Below are 23,634 nucleotides of genomic sequence, written 5' to 3' on the forward strand. Positions count from 1 at the left end.
ACATAAATGCAACAAGCCCGAATCTTGCTATTTAACAAATCAGCTATCCGGATATTGCAGGCCCGTAAAGCAATATCCGGATAACCTTTCAGGCTCAGTCAGGCTGGGTGCGGGAAGTCACCACGATCCTGTTCCAGGCATTGATCACTACAATGCCCATGGTGATCATAGCTACCTCTTCTTTTGTAAAAATGGCGGTAGCAGCTTCATATACCTCATCAGGTACATGGGTGCTGGCCAACAGGGTCACGGATTCTGTCAGAGCCAGTGCAGCCCGCTCCTGGTCTGTATAGAATGGTGCTTCCCTCCAGGCATTCAGACAGTAGATGCGCTGCTCTGTTTCTCCCGCGGCCCTGGCTTCACGCGTATGCATATTGATGCAATAGGCACAGCCATTGATCTGTGATGCCCTTATCTTGATCAGTTTGTATAATTTTTCATCGATGCTGCTGTTACGCATAGCTCCTTCCAGTGCCAGCATTGCATGAAAGCCTTCCGGAAAAAGCTGGGATATATCCATTCTGGGTTCCATCATACTGATTTAAAAACGATAAAAGAATTGTTCCCGGATGATTTTGTTGTCCTGCACTTCGTATACGATAATTTCGTTGCGACTGCGACGGCCCGTCATGCCTTTGATGGTCAGCTCCGAATGAAACTGCACCGCAAAAAAACCATCTGCCACTACCGGATCTGATATCTCCAGCAGATGGATCGTTTCAATATTATCCAGGAAAGCTTTTTCCTTAGCCATGATGGCGGCCTGACCACGGGTGATTCTGCCGTCGGCTTCTATGTTGACTGCCTCTTCGTGTAACAAGGTAGATTGTGCTTCCAGGAATTTCCAGTCCCGGCAAAGTGTTACCAGCTGTTGCGCCAGTTGGTGAATAGGTCCGTTCATATGATCAGTATTTGCCTGACAAAATAATCACAAAAAACCGCACCAGAACAGATACAGAATTATGTAATTTTGACCATAACAGATTTTTTTTAAGAAGATGAACACCAGGAAAGATTTTTTATACCTGCAGCTGGCAGACCGGATAGAAGCACTGATCAGCAACGGCACTTATGCGATTGGCGATAAACTGCCGTCGGTGCGTAGTCTGCATGAAGAACATGGTGTCAGTATCAGTACGGCCCTGCAGGTATATCTTCATCTGGAGCGAAAAGGATGGGTAGAGGCCAGGGAGAAATCCGGGTACTACGTTCATTATTCCCGGGAAACCATGCCCAGGCTACCGAAAGTGTCTGATCCGGCCAAAACCGCGTCTATCGTCAATATCAGCGGACGGGTGGCCATCGTACGCCATACCACCGGACGCAAAGGCATGATATCACTCATTGGTGCTTCACCACATCTTTCCCTGCTGCCGGTGAACAAACTGAACAAAGCATTGCGGCAGGCGGCCCGGGAAGAGAAAACAACGTATATCCCTTATGGTGATATCGACGGGCATCTGCCTTTGCGCCGGCATATTGCCCGGCAGTCGCTCGCCTGGGGCGGCAGCGTAGCTGCAGACGACATGGTGGTTACTAATGGCGCCATTGAAGCGATCTCCATCTGCCTGCGGACAATAGCCAAAGCCGGCGACACCATTGCCATTGAATCACCGACCTTCTTCGGTTTGCTGCAGGCTATCGAAAACCTGGGCATGAAAGCGCTCGAGATACCCACCGATCCTGTCACCGGCATCAGCCTGGACCACCTGGAAGATGCTTTCCGCAGAAAAAAAGTGACTGCCTGCCTGTTTGTTAGCAACTACAGCAATCCCCTGGGCAGCCTTATTCCGGATGATGCTAAAAAACAGCTGGCGCGGATGATTGAGAAATATAATATTCCGCTGATTGAAGATGATGTGTATGGTGATCTGCATTTTAATCCCGAAAGGCCGCGGGCTATTAAAAGTTATGACCGCGCCGACCTCGTGTTGTATTGTTCTTCGTATTCCAAAAATATTGCTGCCGGTCTGCGGGTAGGCTGGATCATCAACCGGCGCTATCATGACCGGCTGGCGCAGATGAAGTTCATGTCTTCCGCAGGTACGGGCCTGTTACCGCAGCTGGTATTCACCAGGTTCCTGGATCAGCAGCGGATGGACCTGCATCTGAAACCATTACGACAGGCCCTGCATGTGCAAACGTTACAGATGACCAGGGCCATACAGCAGTATTTCCCGGCCGATACCCGGCTTACCCGTCCCCAGGGCGGTATGAGCCTCTGGGCAGTGTTACCGAAGAAGGTCGACAGCTGGGCACTGCACCGGCAGGCCCTTGACCATCACATTACCTTCACGCCGGGAACCCTCTTTTCCAGCCAGGAAAAATACAATCACTGTCTGCGGCTTTCCAATGCCAACCCGCTGGATGACGACCAGACCTGGGCTATACAGATGCTGGGCAAACTGATACAAAAACAGCTCGATTCCGGCAGTTAAATATCAGATTACATTCCGTATTTTTGGACCATATCAGATTTTTACGGATATGATTAAGACAGCCGACCATCTCTACCTGCAGGTAGCCGATAGAATAGAGCAGATGATAGAAAAAGACGTCATGAAAATGGGCGAAAAACTACCATCTGTGCGTGTGCTCAGCAAACAGCAGGGCATCAGCCTCACTACTGCCTTCCAGGCTTACTATCATCTGGAGTCCAAAGGACTCATTGAATCAAGGCCCAAGTCGGGGTATTATATCTGCCGCAACAAACGGCATCTGGCCCCCATGCCCGGCACCTGTGCGCCTGTGCGCAAACCGGTCAGCGACGTGACGGTCAGCGATATCGTGCTGGAAGTGTTTAACCACCGCTCCGACGACAGCATCCTGAAGTTTTCGGTAGCCACGCTGCCATCTACACTATTGCCCTCGGCCAAAATGGCTAAAGCGGTAGTACAGGCTATGCGCGACCTCGACGGCAACGGTCTTGGTTACGAAGCGTTGCAGGGCAATGAACTGTTACGTGGTCAGATAGCCCGGCTGTCGCTCGGATGGGGCGAAGTATGTACACCTGACGATATCGTCACCACCCATGGTTGTATGGATGCCCTCACTCTCTGTCTTACCGCCACCACACAGCCCGGCGATACCATCGCACTGGAAAGCCCCTCCTATTACGGTGCCCTGCAACTGGCAGAAGGACTGGGCCTCAAAGTACTGGAAGTACCGACCAATCCTATTACCGGTGTAGACCTCGATTATCTCGACAAAGCCATTCCCCGCCATAAAATCAAAGCCTGTCTTTTTGTGACCAATTTTCACAACCCGCTGGGCTGTTGTATGCCGGATAAAAACAAGCAGGAACTGGTACGCATTGTAGAGAAGTATGATATTGCACTGATAGAAGATGATATCTACGGAGATCTTTATTTCGGAAAACAACGGCCGACCAACTGTAAAACATTCGATAAACACGGACATGTACTGCTCTGCAACTCCCTGTCAAAATCAGTAGCACCGGGCTACCGCGTAGGCTGGACCATGCCCGGTAAATACAAAGACAAGGTACTGCGCATGAAACATCATCATGCAATATCCTGCACTACGCTTACCCATGCGGCCGCAGGACATTTCCTGGAGATAGGCCGCTATGAGTTCCATCTGCGTAATCTGCGTAAGATGCTGCATACCCAGAGCCTGCGCTATTCACAGGCCATCTGCGAATATTTTCCTGAAAGCACGCGCGTTAGCCGGCCACAAGGTGGTTGTGTATTATGGGTGGAACTGGAAGAACATATCAATACCTTCGAACTGTTTCAACAAACTTTAAAACATAAAATCAGCTTCTGCCCTGGGCGTCTCTTTTCGCTGCAAAACCGCTACAACAACTGTTTGCGTATCAGCTATGGTAATCCCTGGAGCAAACAGGTGGATGAAGGCCTTAAAACAATCGGTAAACTGATCCGTAAAATGAACTAGGAGAGATTAAAAACATTGCTGCCGGACACTGGTATCTACCAGCATCCGGCAAGCAAAGAATTGGGTTTTACAATTCAATGGCAACCTGTAACTTAACAACTGTAAATCAAAATATCTGAAAAATCTGAACTGCTGGTTTTTACAGGATTAAACCGGTTTGGATGATTACCGGACTGTTGATCATTAATTCTTCTATTCTTCTTTTAAAACCTGTAATCATCTAAACCAGTCTAACCCTGAAGCCCTGGGTGGACCATTAATCCACCATCTATAGTATATTCTCCGCCGGTAATAAACCTTGCTTCATCTGATACGAGGAAGGACACCAGACTGGCCACTTCTGTTGCCTCTCCCAATCTTCCCAGCGGAATACTGGCCGTCATTTTATTTCTGATAGCGCCGGCCTCTTCATGGCTGACGCCTATTTTTTCAATTAAAGGCGTATCTATGGGTCCTGCGTTGATCGCATTCACCGTGATTTTGCGGGGAGCCAGCTCTCTGGCCAGTGTTCTGGATATCGCGTTGAGCGCAGCCTTGCTGGCTGCCAGCACTGTTGTCCCCGGCATGCCGGCGTAGGCGTTAATGGCTGAAAGAAAAACAATACTGCCGCCATCATTCAATAAAGGAAGTAACTGTTGCGCAGTGAAAAAAGCCCCTTTAAAATTAACGTCGATGACTTCATCAAACAGCTCTGGCGTCACACCTTCAAAAGGCGCAAATTTTGCAACACCTGCGTTGATAAACAGAATGTCTACTTTGCCATAACGACTACGCGCATATTCTGCCAGCTTTTTCGTGTCTTCCAGGCTGGACTGGTCTGCTGTAAACCCTTCCGCCGGAAATCCCAGTTCGTGTACGGCCCGTTGTACCGCTCCAGGATTACGACCCGTTATCAATACCTTTGCTCCCTTCGACAAAAATTCCGCTGCTGTTGCATATCCTATTCCGCTATTACCACCCGTGATAATAGCAATCTTGTTTTTAAGCTGGTCCATGCCTAATTAAGTGTAATTGATTTATTTAAAAGTATCAATATTTCAAGATAAAAAAATAGAGATGCCCGTCTCTACTTATTTATTTATTTAAAAACATCGATGTGTCAGCCGATAAAAAAAGCTGTTTGCGTCCAATAGGTCTGCACTCAGCTCAACTGCAAAAAGAACAACGATAATTGTTTCATCATCTCTTTATTAATGGTCAGCTCAACTATACGGCCATTCTTTACAGAATTCAATACACCGCTGTCCACCAGAATCTTTACGTGATGCGAAACTGTAGGCTGTGACAAAGAACAAAGACAACAAACATCACCGCATACTATGCTGCCCTTTTGGGCAATTTCCATAATAATTGATAATCTGTGTTTATCGGCTATGGCATTTGCTGCTTTTTCTATAATTCCCACATCCATGACACAAAAATAATACTTTTTTTGAAACATCGAAATTTTTCAATGATTTTTTATTCTGCCGCCTCCGCTTTGGCTGCCAGCCGGTTTCGCCGGTATGCCGCCGGACTCACCCCATAATATTTCTTAAACAGCCTGCTAAGGTGGCTTTCATCTGTAAATCCCAGTTCATCAGCAATCTCTCCAATAGTCAGTCCGCTGTTCTCCATCCTTAACTGCACCAGCTTCAGCTTGTAGGAGATAATAAACTGCTGTACACTCTCCCCTGTCTGCTTCTTGAAAAACTCACCGATATAATTCAATGACAGATTAAATTTCGATGCCATTACCTCCAGCTTCAGCTGATCCGGATGATAGATCTGTTGCCGGATATAGGAAATCATCCGTCCTATCAGCGGCTCCTTGTCCTCTTTATCTGTAACACCCACCTCTTCAGATACATTCCGCGCAATAATATTCAGCAGCAAAGACACATAATGCTGGAGATTGGTTTCATAATAAGAACACCTCGACTCAAACTCCTGCGCCATATTAGCGATAAGGGCTGTGATCATCTTGCAGTCATTCACATGTTTTACCAGAATAGGCTGATGCCTGTTGTGATGAAAGAAAACATATTCCAGCTGCTTCAGCCACTCCCCAATCCGGTGGCGCTCTTCAGCCGAATGTTGTTTCTCCAGAAAATGATCCGAAAAACGTACAGAAGTAAAACGCGTAGGTGTCTCTGCTTCAAAACCCCGGCAGTCGCGTGGTGTGAACAATATAATGCTACCCGGCTTGTAGGGGAAACGGTTCTGATTGATCACCCGTACACCATGTCCTTCTTTAATATGTATGATCTCAAAAAAATAATATATCAGCGGGCGGGAGGTCCACTCACTCATGTCTGCCTCAAACAATTCAAAAGGCATATGTAAATTTCGTTGTCCCATAGCCTCCAAAATTACAATAGAATCCCCGAATTATACCTGCTGCACCTTTTCAGGTGCTCTTAATTTTGTGTTATAAAGATTAAAGACATGAAATTACTGGAACCAATTGCCGCCCCCACCCTCCGCTTAAACAACAGAATTGTAATGGCTCCTATGAGCAGACGCAGAGTGACAGGAGAGGGTGTTCCCGGAGAATTAATGAAAACTTATTACAGCCAGCGCGCCAGCGCCGGGCTGATCATAGCCGAGAGCACCGTGATAAGCCCCAACGGCATGGGCATTTCACGCCTCCCCGGCATCTACAGCAAAGCACAGATAGAAGGTTGGAAAAAAGTAACCACTGCAGTACATCAGCAGAACGGAAAAATATTTCTGCAGCTGGTACATGCCGGCAGAATTGCCCATGCACTCAACATCCCCGGTGGCGCTTCTCCCGTGGCACCTTCCGCCATTGCAGCTGCCGGTACTATCAGCACCCCGGCCGGCGTACAGCCGTTACCGGTACCCGCAGCATTATCTCCGGAAGATACAGAAGAGATTTACAACATACATCTGCAGGCAGCCAAAAACGCATTGGAAGCAGGTTTCGACGGTATAGAAATACATGCTGCTCATGGATATCTGCTGGAACAGTTTATTCATCCGGCCTCCAATCAGCGTAATGATGAATATGGCGGCAGCATTGAAAACAGAAGCCGGCTACTGCTTCGTATCACGGAAGGAATCATCGGCATAGCCGGCGCAGACCGGGTCGGTATTCGTTTCTCTCCATTCGCTTCTCTCAATGGACTTTCTGCTTATGAAGAAGAAACCGCTACCTATCTTTATCTTGCCGCTAAACTTAACAAGATGAATATCCGCTATATTCATCTGTCTGATCAGTCTACCAACGGCCACCCTCCTATTCCTCCTGCTTTCATTTCCCTGCTGCGGGAACAGTTTCATCAATGGCTGATACTCGCCGGTGGTTATGATACCGATAGTGCAACAGCAGCGATGCAACGTTTTAACAACGATCTTATTGCATTCGGCAGACCTTTTATCTCCAATCCTGACCTCGTGGAACGTATCGCACAACGGCTACCATTCGCACCTGCAGACAAATCCACCTTTTATGAAGGAGAAGAAAAAGGATTCATTGACTACCCATTTCTGACACCTGCGCAAAAGTTGTAACTGGCATTTTTTTACTTATCTTTACGAGATTGCGTTGTTACATTACGTAACAACGCATTGCTTATATGCCAAACAAATCATTGCCCATGTATTTCATGAAAAATCGCTATTTATTTCCTATTTCTTTTCTGGCCATCGTTGCCTGCCATGAAACCAAAACACCTGTTGAAAGTACTGATGCAGCACCTCCTGCACAGGAAGCGGCTAAAGCCGGCAATGCCACCACCGCATCCAATACCTTACAGATCACAGAACCATGTGCTGTCTTTTATGCTCCAGACAGCATCAAACTGGAAAAAATAAAAAAGGAAAATGGAGAAGAAGCATTTTACACCATCACAGATGACAACCTGAATTACTTTGCCGATTCCAATATTTTCCTTGAAAGCAAAGGCGTAAAAACCGTTACCGCTCAAAAAGGAAAAATATCTTTTACATCCAAAGATGGTAAAACCACCACCATCAACCTCAACGACGAAAAATACACCTGGGAGGTTTTTCTGTTCAACGGCAAAACCGTTACCAATGCTGATATTTCAGACATTGAAAATGAATATGAAAAATATATGAAACCATAGAAATTTTGATATTTTGTTATTTAGCTATTTTGATATTTTGAATAACGAGATCCCAAAATATCAAAATAGCTAAATAACAAAATATCAAAATAAAACATATCCCAGCGTAACAGCCACATATTGCCGATAAGCCTTCAACTGCTCCTTATTCCCCGGATCTTCTATCAATGTGACCAGCCCTCGTACATATCTTACATCAATACTGATCTTTTTTCTGAACGTATAACCGGCACCGATAGTAAACCCAATATCATTTTTAGTAGCATATCCGCTTTGCATACTGCCATTGCCATAATTGTCCGCCCTCAGCAGTATACCGGAGTAAGGCCCGGCAAACAATTCCGCATTGGCCATACGAAATGCCGCACTGATCGGAAAAATATCCAGCCTTGACTGGTCTTTGTTAATGGCCGCCCATACATCATGTTTTAATACAAAATGCCGACTAATTGGCGACACCGCGCTCAAACCGGCTACCAGTCCGGTTTTATTTGTCATTGAAACGCTGTCTCTTTCTTTTCCGTATACACCAGGTAACTGTACACCGGCTTTTACCTGCAGGGAGAAAGATGATATGTCCTGTGCTGCGGCACAAAACACCATACAGATCAATAAAAAAGTGCTGCAAATTTTTTTCATAAAATCAGAATTGAATATCCCAGATAGCTGCAGCCCTTTCCAGTTCTACCAGTGCTGTAGCATGACTATATACACTTTCATAATATTGTTGCTGTACATCGTTATAGGTACGTTGTGCATTCAGTACCTCCAGCAGGGAGGTTTCTCCCCGCTGATAACTGTAACGCCGTCCTTCCAGCACCTTTTTGGCTTCTTCCAGCAGCCCGCTGTCAAACTGATGCAGCTGATGGCCCGCACCCAGATAACTGAAATAGGCGGTAGTTACTTCCGTTTGTACCTGCAACAATGTTTGCCGGTATACCGTTTCCTGTTGTTTCACACCCGCATTGGCAGCCATCAGATCTCCCTTGTTGCGGTTGGAAAACTTCAGCGGCAGGCTGATGCCCGCGGAAACGGTATTCATAGACGGTGTAGGGGCTACCACGTTAGTAACCTGTGTAGCATTATTGACTCCGAGATTAAGCCCCAGATCAATGATACGGGCGGCTTTCGCCAGTTGTAGTGTTTTTACCGATACGTCCTTCTGACGCAGTGCCGCCAGCAGATCAGCCCTTTCATCCTGCGCTTTTGTCACCAGCTCCGGCAGAGCGTAAGCACGCTCAAAACGGCTCACATCCCCCACCGGCGCCACCAGGGTATCCCCCCGATAGGTGCCCATCAGATTGTGCAGCTGCACAAAGGCTGTTTTCATATCTGCTTCCACACCATAAGCCTCATTCAACAGCATGCCCGCTTCAATACGCGACTGACGGGCATCTGTTTCAGTGATAAGGCCTGCTTTAAAACGGATACTGTCGGCCTGCGCCAGCTGTTGCATATAACGATAGGCTTCCATCTTAATTTCGTATAGCCGTTGCTGTTGCATAGCGGTCAGAAAGGCTATGGTAGCATCCGCGCGCAGATTACGGAAATAATCTTCCAGCAGATGCCGGGTTACTTCCTGCTCACTTCTGGCCAGATTGATGCGGGCACGTCTTTTACCGCCCAGCTCCAGCGTGTAACTGATACCACTACTGAGCCCGTATCCTTGCTGCATTCTACGCTGACCATTATCAAATGCGCCGGCACTGATTTCCGGGTCAGGAAATACTTTAGCCATCAGTACATTGGCAGCGGCAATGTCCATATTGAATTTTTCTGCGGCATAGCCCAGGTTGTGCTGTCCCACACCGGACAGATAAGTGGCAAAGTCCAGCTGTTTTTCCTGTGCAACAGCCATAAGACCACTCAGCAGTAATAGTGGCAGCAGCCATCTCCTCTTCATAAAAATTATTTTATTTCGTTAACAGCTTTTTTCTCAGTCAGGTAATACAATGCCGGCAGGGCATACAACGTGATAAGCGTGGAACAGAGCAGCCCATATACAATCACGGTAGCCAAAGGCCGCTGCACATCCGAGCCTATGCCAGTGGCCAACGATGCCGGCAACAATCCCAGCATGGCCACGGTGGCGGTCATCAGCACCGGCCTGAAACGGTCCCTGGCAGCCTGTATCACCGCCTCTTTCAGGGAAGCCATCTCTTTACGCAGCTGGTTCATATGCGATACCATCAACACGCCATTTTGTATGGCCACGCCAAACAAAGCGATAAAACCCACTGCTGACGATACGTTCAGCGTCATGCCCCGCACATTCAGCGCCAGCATGCCCCCAAACAGCGCCAGCGGGACAATAGAGAGGATAAGTGCAGACTGACGCGCCACACCGAAGGCTCCATACAACAACACAAACATCAGCCCCAGTGCTACTGGTACAATGATAGCAAGCCTGCTGTAGGCACGGTTTTTATTTTCAAACTGTCCACCCCAGGCAATCGTGGTTTTGTCCTTATCGTATTTTACATCTTTCTCTATCCGTTCCTGTGCGGTGCGCAGAAAGGTGGTGAGGTCTGTGCCGCGCAGATTCAACCGCACTGTTAGATGACGCCTCCCCATTTCACGGGTGATGGTACTCTCACCAGTGGCCAGCTGCACTTTGGCTACCTGCGACAGCGGTATCTTCACACCATCACCATTGGTCAGCATCAGATTCCCGATCTTCTCAGGCGTATTGCGGGCATCTTCCTGATAGCGACAGCTGATATCATACACCCTGTCGCCCACAAACACCTGTGCGACTGCTTTTCCCCCGATTGCAGTCTCTATCAGCTCAGCCACATCGGCGATATTGAGGCCATAGCGGGCGATGGCTGCCCTGTCGGCCTGTATCTGCAGCTGCGGCAGTGGCGGCTCCTGATCGATGGCCAGGTCCACCGCACCAGGTACGTGAGACAACGTGGCCATCACGACCTCGGCTGTACGCCGTGTTTCCTGAAAATCCTTACCATAGACTTTCACTACCAGTTCACTGTGCGCACCGGCAATTTTATCCATTACGCCGTCAATCATCGGCTGACTAAAGCCCACTGTATAACCTGGCATGGTAGCGTAATCCGCTGCCAGCTCATTAATGAGGTCCTGCTTGTTTTTACCGGAAGGCCATTCCTTGTAGGGCAGCAGGCCAATGGAACATTCATAGTGGGAAGGTGTGAACGGATCCGTACCATCATCATTACGACCGGTTTGTGTCATCATATAAGTCACTTCCGGATGCTGCATGGTGCGAATACGCAGACTGTCCGCCATCTCTCTGGCCTTAGCCAGCGACACGCCCGGCGGCAGCTGCACCTGCAACCAGATAGAGCCTTCATCCAGTGGTGGCAGGAAATCTTTGCCTACCGTGATGGTCAGCCCTGCGGCCGCCACCAGTACCACCGCCAGCGGTACAAACACTTTACGCGGATGCTCCATGATTTTTTCCATCCGGCGCTGGTAAACGCTGGTCAGCTTCTCCAGCCAACGATTGTGATACAATTTCTGAGGCTTACGGTAAAGCATATACGCCAGACCGGGAATCAGCAGCAAAGCCACCGCCAGAGACCCCAAAAGCGCATAACCTACTGTAAAAGCCATCGGCGTGAACAACTTCTTCTCTACCCGTTCAAAAGCAAACAACGGCAGGTAAGCGGTGATAATGATCAACGTAGCAAAAAATACAGGTCGGGCCACCGATTGCGCCTTCTTCATAAAACTTTGTTCTTCCAGCATCTCCAGCGGATGATCTTCCCTTTGCCGCAGCATCGTTTCCGCCATCACAATCGCACCATCCACGATGATACCAAAGTCTATCGCTCCCAGCGACAACAGGTTAGCAGGGATATGCGTGAAATGCATCAGGATAAAGGCAAACAACAGGCTCAGCGGAATAGTGACTGCTACCAGCAAAGCAGCACGCCAGCTGCCCAGGAAAATGATCAGCACCAGCACTACCAATGCCATTCCTTCCAATAGTGTATGCGACACCGTATTCAACGTAGTATTGACCAGCGCAGTTCTGTCGAGGAAGGGATGTATTTTGACACCTGCCGGCAGCAGGCCGTTGTTCAACTCATCTACGGCTTTGTGTACGCCGTCCAGCACCACGGAAGGGTTCTGGCCTTTCAGCAACAATACAATCCCCTCAATGCTTTCGCTATAGTGACGCTCATGGTCTGTAAAGCCCAGTACTCCTTTTCTTTCGAGATTACCATAACGCAGCTGACCGATATCCTGCAGAAACAAAGGCACACCCTGAGGCGACTGTATAACGGTATGGCCTATATCATCCAGTGATTTCAGCAGACCGATACCTCTTACCACATAGCCCAGATCACCGCGCTGGAGCACACTGCCGCCGCTGTTGCTGTTGTTATTATTAATGGCCGCTGTCACCGTACCCAATGGAAGATGGTACTGTTCCAGTTTTTTAGGGTCCAGCTCCACCTGGTATTGCGTGGTAATGCCGCCGAAATTGGTCACGTCGGCCACGCCTGTTACCTGTTTGATTCTGGGGATGATCACCCAGTTTTGCAGATCGGTGAGTGCACGCAGGTCTGCGCTGTCACTTTCGATGATATACCGGTATATTTCTCCTATCGGCGATGTAAGCGGGTCCAGGCCGGGCTTGGCGCCATAAGGGAGGGTCACATCATCCAGTCTCTCCTTGATACGCTGCCTTGCCCAGTAGTCGTCTATACCATCATTGAACACAATAGTGATCATAGACAAGCCAAAGGTGGAGCGGGAACGCATCACATGCATGCCCGGCATGCCGTTGAGCGCACGTTCCAGCGGAATCGTAATCTGTTGTTCTACTTCTTCTGCAGCCAGTCCGGGTACCTGTGTGACCACCTGTGAGGTAACATCAGCAATATCAGGATAGGCTTCCACGGCCAGCTGCTGCCAGCTGTAATATCCTCCTGCGGCGAGTAACACAAATAGGGTTACCATCAGCCAACGTTTCTGTATAGCTGTATTCATCAATTGTTTCATAAGCCTCTTATTTTACTGCTGAGAGATAGAAGGCGCCATCACCTATTATTTTATTCTGCGGCTTCAGACCATTGCGGATAATGAGCTGCTGCCCTTTGGTTTCACCGGTGACGACTTTCCGGCGGACATAGGTACCAGGGGCTACTTCAGCAAACACATAACTTGAATTATTGTCCTGCATCACCGCGCGCGCAGGCACTGCTATTACTTTCTCCGGCGCATCCTGAAAGTTGACGCTGGCATACATACCCGGTTTCAGCTGATGGGCAGGATTATCGCAGATCATCAGCACTTCCGCTGCCCTTGTTTCTTCATTGATAACACGGCTTACATGAAACACCTTTCCACTGAAAGCAGTATCTGGTAATGCAGTCACCTCCATATTCACGGCATCGCCTTCGTGGATAAAACGGAGGTCCTTCTCCTTCACCTGTCCTGCAATCCACACCTGCGACAGCTGCGCCACAACAGCCACTGCACCATCTTCCGCCTTCAGGAACTGTCCGTTGACCAGCTTATTACTGATCACTTCCCCACCGATAGGAGACCTTACGACCAGAGGTTGACCCAGCACCTGCTGCTGAGGATCTATATTAAATACTTTCAGTGCCGCGGCTGCATTCTCCAGCTCCTGCCGCTGCACAGCCAGGTTGGTATTGGCTTCTTCCAGATCGCGAGCAGCGCCTACACCATGCTGATGCAGGTCCTGCTGCCTTTTCTGTGCCAGTACGGCCTGTTCATACAACTGGCGGGCCTGGAACCAGGCCTTCTGCGCATCATAAAAATCGGGCGAGGAAATTGCAAACAAAGGGGAGCCAGCATGTACCTTATCACCCAAACGCACATACGATTTTACCACCCTGCCGGCAAAAGGCGGGGCAATCTCCGCATAGTTATTGGGAATAGCCTTTACGATACCAGCCGTCAGCAATTGCAGCTGATAAGGGGCTTCCGTTATCGTATGCAGGTGTATTTTGGCCGACAACGGAGAAGCGGCTGGCACAATGATAGTATCTCCTCTGCCTTCAAATGTTACGATTTCTTTTCCTTTGTCCGGATGGTGACAGGACGCAGTGATCAACACCACGCCGCAAGCTGCAGTGAACCTTTTCATGACGATATTTTTTTCGTGTATCTGTTACAGTTAACCGTAACCGCGGCAAAAGTATAAACAGCCCGTGGATGCAGCCGTTAGAAAGGATTTAGAATATTATTAGAAACATATTAGAGCCCCAGGGCTGAAGCCCTGGGCTAAGTTTGATTGCGGGATAATGTGGAGGCTAAGCGGGCCTGGACTAATATAAGCCCCAGCTAATGCAGGCACGAGACAATAATGTAAAAGCAAAACACTGTCCAAAACAATATTAACCCAAGCCTGATACAAGAACGAAACAAAAATGTAAAGCCCCGCACCGGCCTCTACAAATATAGCCCAGGGCTTCAGCCCTGGGGCTAAATATGCGGCAATTCCAGCGTAAATGTAGTGCCACTCCCAGGCTTGGATACTACGCTGATATTGCCTTTATGCAGCCGGATGATTTTAAGCGCAAGTGAAAGACCGATACCATTACCATCAGCATAAGGACGGTTATGGCCTCTGTAAAAAGGGGTGAAGATATGAGGCAGATCTTCTTTGGCAATGCCAATGCCTTCATCGGTGAAACGCAGGATAGCATGGCCTTTAAACCAGGTGACGGTAACAGTGGTTTCGGGCGGACGGGAGAATTTACAGCCGTTTTCAAGGAGGTTGATAAATGCCACTTTCAACAGGTATTCGTTACCATTCACAGACACTACATCATCATCATCGGTATCTTCTTCAAACACCACATTGATCTTATATTCGGGGTGTGCCTGCAGGATATCGCCACGGGCATCCATCAGCACTTCATCGAGACGTATTTCACGGAAATTGATTTCTGTGGGGTCGTAGCTGGCCTTGGCCAGGTCTAGCAGACTGTTGGACAGCTTCACCAGCCGCTGTGCATCGGTGATGGCATGACGCATGGACTGACGGTATTCCTCTGCCGGTCGCTCACGGGAAGCGGTGATCTCCAGTTCGGCCATCATAGCGGTGAGCGGCGTGCGCAACTCATGGGATATATTGGAAACAAATTGTTTCTGAGCATCAAAAGATTGTTCCAGTCGGTCCAGCATCCGGTTGAAGGTCTGTGCCAGTTCTGCGATTTCATCTTTCCCTTCTGCGCCTCTCAGCCGAAGGTCAAGGTTGGTAGCGGTAATTTCTTCTACCTTATCCACCATATCAGATACCGGTTTCAGGGCCTGATGTGAGAAAAACTGGGCTGCCAGGAATACAAACACTACAGCCACCAGAAAGGTAATCACCAGCGTCCAGAAGAGATGTTGCAGCTGCCCCAGGCCGTATTCATCCTGGGCTGCGGCGGTGACAATATAGGGCGTTCCGTTATGGTTGAACAGGAATCCTACCACCTGCAGCGGACCTTCATGAAAGGCGATCTGCCGCTGTTCAATGATCTCACGGATCATCTGTTTGGTTTCCTTTACCTTGTCTATGTCTACAGCATCGTGATATAACAGGTGAAAGGCCGTATCATAGACGGCGACCTCCTCCTGGGAGCGGGAACCGCCAGCATTCTTATAGATCAGTTGTAATACTTCAGGGCTTATTTTGGCGTCGAGGAGCAGGTTGGCCTTGGTAATAGCCTGCTGTTGCAGGTTTTTGTAATACTCTTCTTCACGGTCCTGGGAGTACGAAATATACACCACCCATGCAAATACCAGCAGCAGCGCTGCGATCATACCGGTAAATAAGAGGGTCAGCCTGTTACGGATCTTCATGGTCAGCCAGCTTTAAAAATGAATCCCATACCGGGTTTGGTATGGATCAGTTTTACTTCAAATGCCTTGTCTACTTTTTTACGGAGATAGTTAATATAAACATCGATGAAATTGGTGCCGGTATCGAAATGGGTTTCCCATACATTCTCTGCGATCTCGGCTCTGGACAGCACTCTTTCCTTGTTTTGCAGCATGTATTCCAGCAGGCGAAACTCTTTGGGTGTGAGGTTGATCTCCATACCGTTGCGGGTCACACTTTTGGTTTGCAGGTCCATTTCCAGGTCTGCATAACGTAATACGGCTGCTTGTGGCGTTACTACGCCATGGTTACGTTTTAGCAGGGCGCGGATACGCACCAGCAGCTCCCGCAGGTCGAAGGGTTTTACGAGGTAGTCATCAGCGCCGGCATCGAAACCTTCTACTTTATCGTCGGTGGTACCGAGTGCTGTCAGCATGAGGATGGGAATAGAGGGCAGGGCCGCTCTGACTGCGCGGCTCAGCTCCAGGCCATTGATACGGGGCAATACGATATCGGTGATGACCAGATCGAAGCCACCGCCCAATGCCAGTTTAAGTCCCGCTTCACCATCCCAGGCCAGTGTTACGGTATAGCCCTGTTCTTCCAGCCCGCGCCGGATCAGTGTTCCAACGCGTTCTTCATCTTCTATGACTAAAATTTTCATGATGCAGAAAAGTCAAAGCTATCCATTTTTTCCTTTTCTACCGTACAAAATAGTCCCAGGCAGCTTTGCCGATGGAGGCGATAGTACGTTCACGGGTTTCCTGGTCAGCATAGGAGTCTTTTATGAAGATGGTGATAATCAGGTGTTTTCCGTCGGGCAGCGTGATGATACCGGCATCATTAGTGGCGCGGGTAAGGCCGTCCACAGTCCCTGAAGTGCCTGTTTTATGCGCCACCACGGTGCCTTTGGGCAACTGGGCTTTCAGTCTTCTGGCACCGGGTCCTGAATTCACGAGGATGTCCAACAGATAACGATAGCTGCTGTCTGATAAAACATGGCCGGTATAGAATTTTTTAAACAGGGCTGTCATCGCTTCTGGTGTAGACCAGTTCCGGTACTGCATCGGTTCATTGGGCACCTGTACCTGTTCTGTCAGTGCAATCTGCATATCTTTGATCCCGAGGCGGTGCACATATTTGTCTGCTACCTTTACGCCGCCGATGATACGCAATAATACGTCGCAGGCAGAACCATCGCTTTCGGCCACATTGTAACGGAGCAGCTCCGTTATAGACACGTCTATATTACCGGCAGGATGTTCATCTCTGAGCGGACTGTGTCCCATTTTAGGGATATAGTCTGAAGGCAGTACCCGTATCTGCTGATGCATAGAGAGCTTTCCCTTGTCTACTTCGTCCAGTACCGCCATGGCTATCGGGAACTTATACACGCTTTGCATGGGGAATCGCATCTTACTGTTCAATCCCACGGTCTCTCCTGTTTCCAGTATGGTGGCACATACGCCTACTGTGCCTTTGGAGCCGGCAGCGATTTCTTCAAATTTTTTCGTCAGTGGTTGCTGGGTCATGGCAACAAGTGGGCCCAAAAGTACTGCAATGAACAGTGACAAACGTTGGTAAATCATAAATAAATTAAGATAAACTATATATGTAAAAGGATATACAAATATATAAAAAGCGGATCGGCGTAATCCCTTGATTTCATGGTTATTTATCATGCAAGCTCACAATTTTGACAGATGACTGCAGCATCCGGCATTTTGCGCTTAGAATTTAGCTTTACAGATATTATTTTTATCCTCAAAAAGAAAGGCTTTGAGTAAACCAATATTAGTTATAAAATTCGGTACGGCGTCTATCACACATGGCAATGGTGATCTGGACGAGACCGTTATAGCAGGCATAGCGCGGCAGGTAGCCGAGTTGCATCAGCAGTATCATATCGTGCTGGTATCTTCCGGAGCGGTAGCTGCCGGCAAACAATATCTAACACAATATAGTGGCACGATCAGCGAACGTAAGGCTGCCGCCGCTATCGGCAACCCCTTGCTGCTGAGTAAATACAGCCGTTACTTTGCACCCTACAATATTGCAGTGGCACAGAGCTTATGTGAAAGGCAGCATTTCTCCAACAGGGATCAGTTTCTGCAACTGAAACGCACCTACGAAGAATTATGGGCCAGCAACATTATTCCCATCGCCAATGAGAACGATGTGGTGAGCAGCCTGGAGCTGAAGTTTTCTGACAACGATGAGCTGGCCACGCTGATTGCTGTGGGCTTCGGGGCGTCACTGCTGTTGTTCAGTACCAGCGTGGCAGGTGTACTGGACCGCAACGGACAGGTAGTACCACAGATAGATGTAATCGATAAATCCGCCCTTTCCCTGGCCGACAAGGAAAAATCCGCGCTGGGCCTGGGTGGTATGGTATCCAAGCTTACCTTTGCACGCCTGGCCACCCGTATGGGCATCCGTGTAGTGATTTTCGGTATTCGTACTACTGACGGTATCCTCAATGCTATAGCTGGCAAAACAGGCACCTTATGTCTCCCACAGCCGTGCAGCATGCCCGCACGCAGAAAATGGCTGGCCAGCGGTAGTCTGGTGACCGGCAGGATACAGATAGATGCCGGCGCACAGGAAGCAATCGAAAAACGCCATAGTCTGCTCGCAGTGGGTGTTAAAGAGGTACTGGAGAAATTTGAGTGCGGAGAAGTGATAGAGATCGTCAACGAAGAAAAGATCGCCATTGCTGTGGGCAGGACCAAAATATCATCCGACGTACTGGAAAATAATCATAAGGCACAGAATATTGAAGTGGCGCATGCCGATGACATTGTGCTGTTATAAATGTAATATATCATGACTATTCAACCCCTCCTCGAAAAAGCCCGACAGGCCACGGAATCCATCCGCACCCTGCCGGACGCGCAGAAACAGGCACTGCTGCAACATCTGTCACGGTCACTTACCGAAAACATTCCGGCTATCATCGCCGCCAATAAAAAAGATCTGGACCTGATGCCGGACGAAGACCCTAAAAAAGATCGTCTGCTGCTCAACGCCCAACGTATCCGCAGCCTCGCTGCCAGCCTCAACGATATCGCCCGTCTCCCTGACCCGGTCAACCAGCTGCTGCTGGAAAACCACCTGGAAAACGGATTGCTGGTACAGAAAAAAACCGTCCCCCTCGGCGTTGTAGGCGTCATCTACGAATCACGCCCCAACGTAACCGTTGACGTGGCCGCCCTCTGTATCCGCTCCGGCAACGTATGCGTGCTGCGCGGTGGCTCCGATGCCATTCATACCAACACTTGCCTGGTGGCGCTCATACAGGACGCCCTACGCCAGTTTGATGCCGACGAAAACACAGTACAACTGTTGCCTCCCGATCGTGCCCTGGTAACAGAAATGCTCACCGCCGTCAAATACATCGACATCATCATCCCCCGCGGCTCCCAGCAGCTAATAGACTTTGTACGTGCCAATTCCCGCGTGCCCGTAATAGAAACCGGCGCCGGTGTATGTCATACCTACGTGGAACGTTCCGCCAACCTCGAACAGGCCGCTGCCATCGTCACCAATGCCAAAGTATCCAGGCCTTCCGTTTGCAACGCACTCGACACCGTACTGGTGGATACCGCCGTGGCAGCCGACTTCATCGCATTGCTGGCACCACAGCTGGCCGCTTATAATGTAGACATATATGCGGAACCGTTAGCCTACGCCCTGCTGGAGGCCAACCACTACCCTCACCTTCATCCCGCCAGTACAGAAGACTTCGGCCGGGAATTCCTGTCACTCAAATGTTCCATCAAAGTGGTGCCCAATACAGCAGCCGCATTGGAACATATCCAGGAATATTCCTCCCGACACTCCGAAGCCATCATCTCCCGCGACCCGATCGTGAGCGAACAATTCCTCAACACCGTAGATGCCGCCGCCGTATATGTCAACGCCTCCACCCGTTTCACCGATGGTGGCGTATTTGGCCTGGGCGCCGAAATAGGCATCTCCACACAAAAACTTCACGCCAGAGGCCCGTTTGCGCTCGAAAAACTGGTAACGGAGAAATGGTTTGTATATGGCAGCGGCCAAACCAGACTGTGATTCATATGATGCCGCTGATTTTCCTGATGCGCGGAGATTAGTAGGAGGATAAAAATGAAACAGCCATTGATCAAGAGATCAATGGCTGTTTCACTTTTACCAAAAACATCAACGGATGTGTTAATCTCCTCTTCTATCTACGTCCATCAGGAACATCAGTAGTATCAGCATTCATCACAGTTATGGTTTGATGACTTTAATGGTCATCCTGTCATACAATCCATGTGTGATATCAATCAGATAGATACCTGCAGGCAAACCGGACAGGTTCTCCATCTGCAGTCTGTTCATTCCTTTTGTTACCTGGATTCTCTGTTCTTTCTTAACATGTCCGTCGAGACCATACAAACGTAAAGTACCAGGTCCTTCAAAGGTAGACTGGAAGCTGATATTGATCCTGTCTGAGAAAGGATTGGTAGCGATCAGAGAAGGTGTTTCCGTGTTCATCTTCTGCAATGTGGCTGTTCCTCCGCTTATCTTCACGGTATAATCTTCCACTTCTCCCTGGTAACTATCCACACCGCAGGGTTTTACATTGCTGCCATATCCCATTCTCACGCGCATCAGTGTAGCGCCGGTTTTAGCATTGGCCGGTACGGTGATCGTTTGTGTAAATGGACCAGTGCCGCGTTTAACAAATACTTTCTCCGTGGTATCATTCAGTTGTTTATCTCCATTCCAGTCTATCCAGGCGGCTACGGAAATATCAGGCCAGTATTCGATGCCGAGGTTGATCTGCAGCTGATAGGATTGTCCGGCAGTGACATTGGCGGATTGGGCGGTAAAGTCCCTGTAGCCGTCCCATTGTGAACTGTTGTCCAGGTTAGCCAGCCGTACCCTTGTGATGGTATTGTAATTCAGCGCGGTGCTGGCGGTACAGTAATCCTGTACATGCACAACGGAATCAGCCGGAGCTGTAACAGTATCTTTTTGTCCGGCTTTGATGCTGGCACCGGGTTGAGTATTGTAGGCATAATCCATTAAAGTATATGCGTCACCGTTAGCATTCACTTTAAAACGGAACCAGCCATAGTGTATTTCACCGTAAGTGGTAAACGAGAACCCTGCATAACCGGTTTGGCCTTTCCAGACGGTGTAGTTGGTTGTATTCAGGTTATGCTCATCCGGGAAATCACCGCCGACTCTAAAGTTGGATGCGTTACTGATGACGGTGCCTGGCGTCAGCAACGAAATATTTTTAGTAGTACCCTGACATACCATCGGTTTCCGATAGGTTTCAAACCGCAGTCTTCCGCTATCAGACCAAAGGCCAAAGGTAGCCTCCGCAATATTATCTACCCGGAATGGGAACCAGGTATTGGTACCATTAATGGTGTATAACGTATCATTTACATCTATGTATTTAATTCCGTACGGATCGCGGAAGCTGATGCCCAGCTGATTCTGGCTGCCGTCAACTGCCTGTTGAACAGTGAAGGCAGCGGGAAGAATATTAACCGTGATATTGGTGTTGTTGGCAGCAGCATGATTCGTTGCCTTACCAGTAAAGTACAGGCGCGCTGTGGTACCATCTATCGCCGCCAGCTGTACATTGAGGCCGGCAGGCACATTACTCACCGTATAATGTACATTGTTGGTAAAGTTACCGGAGTTGATGGCGAATGTGTTTCCAAGCAGGCTTAGTTTCAGTGTGTCCCCAATACTGCCGTCATTGGCAGCCCCCTCCCGGAACTGGGACCCTGACCATGAAAGGATAGGATTACCCGGATCTCCGGCTTTAATACCAGCATTCGGCGCCTGGTTCCAGGCATAATCCTTAATAGTGTAACTACTTCCATCCGCAGCCACACTAATGCGCATCCAGCCATAGCGGGGCTTTCCGGCCAATGTGAATTTAAGTCCTACAAAAGCGGTTTTCCCGGCCCACTTGGTATAAGTGCTGCTGTAAATATCATGTTCGTCCGGGAACTGGCCACCAGCCACGAAGTTGGAAGCATCACCAATGATGGTGTTGGCCACCAGCGGCGAGATATTACGGGAATTCCCTTCACATACAGCTGACTTCTGGTAGGTTTCTAACCGCAGTTTATTGTTGTCGTACCAACCTCCGAATGCGGCATCTCCCACATTATTAAAGGTAAAATACGTCCAGTTATTGGTACTGTTAACCAAAATATCCGGGATGTCGGCGTAAACGATTTTATAAGGATCGAGGTAACGTATGCCAAATGCAAGGCCGGTACGGTAGAGTGTAGCCACGCCGCCCTGAATAGCTGCATTCAGGAAGGTAACTTTTACACTGTCTGTATTATTGGTTACTGCATGTTGGGTAGCCTGTCCTGTGAATGATAATAAAGCCGTAGTGTTATTCAGTACCTGGATAGCCACGGATAAACCAGCCGGAACATTCTGTGTGGTGAAGTGAGTGCCGGCCACCAGATTTCCGCTACTCATTGTAAAACCGCCACCACCCAGTATCTTCAGCGTATCCACTATTGGAAGGGCTCCATTATTGGCATCACTTTCAAAAAAGAGATTAAAAGCAGGTACAATCCGCTTCATGGAATCGGGCAACAGCGTGGCCGCCAGATTGGCTGCAGACCATAGGTTGCTGCGTTGCGCCACATTACTGTTGAGTGCTGCCATCATCCTGTCTCGCTGACCAATGGTAAACATTTTCGGACAGGAAGAATAGTCCATGTAATTTTCTGTATTGGCTACCACTCCGCACCAGTTGGCATTCAGATTACATCCGCCAAAATTGGATTGGGTAGGTGGTGTATCATCCACCTCATCACCAGGAGCATCACAACCATTTTCAAAAGTATGTTGCAGGTTCAGGAAGTGGCCTACTTCATGCGAAAGTACCCGTTTCATATTAGGTTGTCCGTTTTCAGAGCTTCCTACACCCGGGGCACCGAGGTATCTCCAGTTGTATACCACACCATCCAGATGATTGGAAGCTACCCAGTCGTCCGGAAGATAGGTCCAGCCTGAATTATTAAATACTCCTTTTTGTTCTACTTCGCTCACGATCCATATGTTCAGGTATTTTTCGCCCGGCCAGTAGGAAATACTTTTCACCGCAGCGCCGGAACCATCGGGAGAACGACCATCCAGGTCATTATAGTGATAGGTAACACCATTGGTAGGATTACCCTGCGGGTCAATATCCGCCAAACGGAAAGTAATATGCAGATTGGCTGCCAGCCCGATAAAGCGGGGATCGATGGATGAATAATCTGCGTTCAGGAGGTTATAATCCTGATTAAGAATATCAATCGCAGAACGTATCTGGTCCATCGTTACTTTATACGGATTAGCTGCATCATTAACATGGAATACCACCGGAATAGTATACTGTGTTGGTGCAGATGCCTGTGCTAACCGTTGCTGTTTCATGTTAGCGATAAATTTACGGATATTGACTTCCTGACTGGCAGCTGCTTTCAGGGAAGCAGGATGTTTTTTATACAACTCCTGCATGGCACGGGAAGCCGAACAGTGGTCAGGCAACGGTGCAAGCACCTTGTTTTGAGCTATAGCTCCCATGGTGATGACCAGGCATAGCAATAGCATCATTATCTTTCGTGATAAATGTAGCATATAAATGTTTTAATGTGGAAACTGGAAGAATGAGTTAAACAATAAACAAACAGCTGCCAATGGCAGCAAAATCAGGGATCACCTGAGAAGAGGGAAGAGCTATTTCATAAAATGGTTTTAGTGATAAAAATGGTTAATCAGGATAACATTGCC

Annotated in this window: 19 protein-coding genes; 6 read left to right on the forward strand and 13 right to left on the reverse strand. The window is 48.6% G+C overall.

Annotated features, from left to right (window positions below):
* Nucleotides 1-94: 94 nt before the first annotated feature.
* Complete coding sequence (locus KD145_RS09315; protein ID WP_249219779.1) at nucleotides 95-535, reverse strand: carboxymuconolactone decarboxylase family protein; 441 nt, start codon at nucleotides 533-535, stop codon at nucleotides 95-97.
* 6 nt (nucleotides 536-541) lie between these two features.
* Nucleotides 542-901, reverse strand: a complete 360-nt coding sequence (locus KD145_RS09320; protein WP_212005620.1) for a nuclear transport factor 2 family protein — start codon at nucleotides 899-901, stop codon at nucleotides 542-544.
* Nucleotides 902-998: 97 nt separating this feature from the next.
* Here KD145_RS09320 and KD145_RS09325 point away from each other — a divergent pair, with 97 nt between their 5' ends.
* Nucleotides 999-2,438 carry a PLP-dependent aminotransferase family protein gene (locus KD145_RS09325; RefSeq protein WP_212005621.1) on the forward strand — a complete coding sequence of 480 codons (1,440 nt, stop codon included), beginning with the start codon at nucleotides 999-1,001 and terminating at the stop codon, nucleotides 2,436-2,438.
* A 49-nt stretch (nucleotides 2,439-2,487) separates the two neighbouring features.
* Nucleotides 2,488-3,918 carry a PLP-dependent aminotransferase family protein gene (locus KD145_RS09330; protein ID WP_212005622.1) on the forward strand — a complete coding sequence of 477 codons (1,431 nt, stop codon included), beginning with the start codon at nucleotides 2,488-2,490 and terminating at the stop codon, nucleotides 3,916-3,918.
* Nucleotides 3,919-4,148: 230 nt separating this feature from the next.
* Here KD145_RS09330 and KD145_RS09335 read toward each other — a convergent pair whose 3' ends face one another.
* From KD145_RS09335 to KD145_RS09345, 3 genes are all read right to left on the reverse strand, one after another.
* A complete protein-coding gene (locus tag KD145_RS09335) occupies nucleotides 4,149-4,913 on the reverse strand; it encodes a glucose 1-dehydrogenase (RefSeq protein ID WP_212005623.1) in 765 nt (254 codons plus the stop codon).
* Between the two features lie 146 nt (nucleotides 4,914-5,059).
* The gene (locus KD145_RS09340; RefSeq protein ID WP_249219780.1) at nucleotides 5,060-5,359 is read right to left on the reverse strand and encodes a helix-turn-helix transcriptional regulator; all 300 of its coding nucleotides are present in this window, start codon (nucleotides 5,357-5,359) and stop codon (nucleotides 5,060-5,062) included.
* Nucleotides 5,360-5,379: 20 nt separating this feature from the next.
* Nucleotides 5,380-6,258, reverse strand: coding sequence for an AraC family transcriptional regulator (locus tag KD145_RS09345; protein ID WP_212005624.1), 879 nt, complete (start codon nucleotides 6,256-6,258; stop codon nucleotides 5,380-5,382).
* 87 nt (nucleotides 6,259-6,345) lie between these two features.
* Here KD145_RS09345 and KD145_RS09350 point away from each other — a divergent pair, with 87 nt between their 5' ends.
* Nucleotides 6,346-7,434, forward strand: coding sequence for an alkene reductase (locus tag KD145_RS09350; protein WP_212005625.1), 1,089 nt, complete (start codon nucleotides 6,346-6,348; stop codon nucleotides 7,432-7,434).
* An 86-nt stretch (nucleotides 7,435-7,520) separates the two neighbouring features.
* Nucleotides 7,521-8,012, forward strand: coding sequence for a hypothetical protein (locus tag KD145_RS09355; RefSeq protein WP_212005626.1), 492 nt, complete (start codon nucleotides 7,521-7,523; stop codon nucleotides 8,010-8,012).
* Nucleotides 8,013-8,096: 84 nt separating this feature from the next.
* Here the strand turns inward: KD145_RS09355 and KD145_RS09360 are convergent, their stop codons facing one another.
* The 7 genes from KD145_RS09360 to bla all read right to left on the reverse strand — a co-directional run bounded on the left by KD145_RS09360 (nucleotide 8,097) and on the right by bla (nucleotide 17,429).
* Nucleotides 8,097-8,651 (reverse strand): outer membrane beta-barrel protein, encoded by a 555-nt coding sequence (locus KD145_RS09360; RefSeq protein ID WP_212005627.1) that lies wholly within the window; start codon nucleotides 8,649-8,651, stop codon nucleotides 8,097-8,099.
* Nucleotides 8,652-8,655: 4 nt separating this feature from the next.
* Nucleotides 8,656-9,915 (reverse strand): TolC family protein, encoded by a 1,260-nt coding sequence (locus tag KD145_RS09365; protein ID WP_212005628.1) that lies wholly within the window; start codon nucleotides 9,913-9,915, stop codon nucleotides 8,656-8,658.
* 5 nt (nucleotides 9,916-9,920) lie between these two features.
* Nucleotides 9,921-13,001 carry an efflux RND transporter permease subunit gene (locus KD145_RS09370; protein WP_212005629.1) on the reverse strand — a complete coding sequence of 1,027 codons (3,081 nt, stop codon included), beginning with the start codon at nucleotides 12,999-13,001 and terminating at the stop codon, nucleotides 9,921-9,923.
* A 7-nt stretch (nucleotides 13,002-13,008) separates the two neighbouring features.
* Entirely contained in the window at nucleotides 13,009-14,115 is a 1,107-nt protein-coding gene (locus tag KD145_RS09375; protein WP_212005630.1) for an efflux RND transporter periplasmic adaptor subunit, read from the reverse strand.
* Nucleotides 14,116-14,453: 338 nt separating this feature from the next.
* Entirely contained in the window at nucleotides 14,454-15,821 is a 1,368-nt protein-coding gene (locus KD145_RS09380) for a HAMP domain-containing sensor histidine kinase (RefSeq protein WP_212005631.1), read from the reverse strand.
* A 2-nt stretch (nucleotides 15,822-15,823) separates the two neighbouring features.
* A complete protein-coding gene (locus tag KD145_RS09385) occupies nucleotides 15,824-16,504 on the reverse strand; it encodes a response regulator transcription factor (RefSeq protein ID WP_212005632.1) in 681 nt (226 codons plus the stop codon).
* Nucleotides 16,505-16,541: 37 nt separating this feature from the next.
* On the reverse strand, nucleotides 16,542-17,429 hold the full coding sequence (bla, locus tag KD145_RS09390) for a class A beta-lactamase (protein ID WP_212005633.1): 888 nt from the start codon (nucleotides 17,427-17,429) through the stop codon (nucleotides 16,542-16,544).
* A 190-nt stretch (nucleotides 17,430-17,619) separates the two neighbouring features.
* On the opposite strand from bla, the gene proB reads away from it, so the two are divergent.
* Together proB and KD145_RS09400 are read left to right on the forward strand one after the other, a co-directional pair.
* A complete protein-coding gene (gene proB / locus KD145_RS09395; protein WP_212005634.1) occupies nucleotides 17,620-18,654 on the forward strand; it encodes a glutamate 5-kinase in 1,035 nt (344 codons plus the stop codon).
* A gap of 12 nt (nucleotides 18,655-18,666) precedes the next feature.
* Entirely contained in the window at nucleotides 18,667-19,914 is a 1,248-nt protein-coding gene (locus KD145_RS09400) for a glutamate-5-semialdehyde dehydrogenase (protein ID WP_249219781.1), read from the forward strand.
* Between the two features lie 180 nt (nucleotides 19,915-20,094).
* On the opposite strand, the gene KD145_RS09405 is transcribed toward KD145_RS09400, so the two are convergent.
* Nucleotides 20,095-23,481, reverse strand: a complete 3,387-nt coding sequence (locus KD145_RS09405) for a M43 family zinc metalloprotease (RefSeq protein WP_212005635.1) — start codon at nucleotides 23,479-23,481, stop codon at nucleotides 20,095-20,097.
* Nucleotides 23,482-23,634 lie beyond the last annotated feature (153 nt).

It is taken from the genome of Chitinophaga sp. HK235 (genome assembly GCF_018255755.1).
In the GTDB taxonomy this organism is placed as follows: domain Bacteria; phylum Bacteroidota; class Bacteroidia; order Chitinophagales; family Chitinophagaceae; genus Chitinophaga.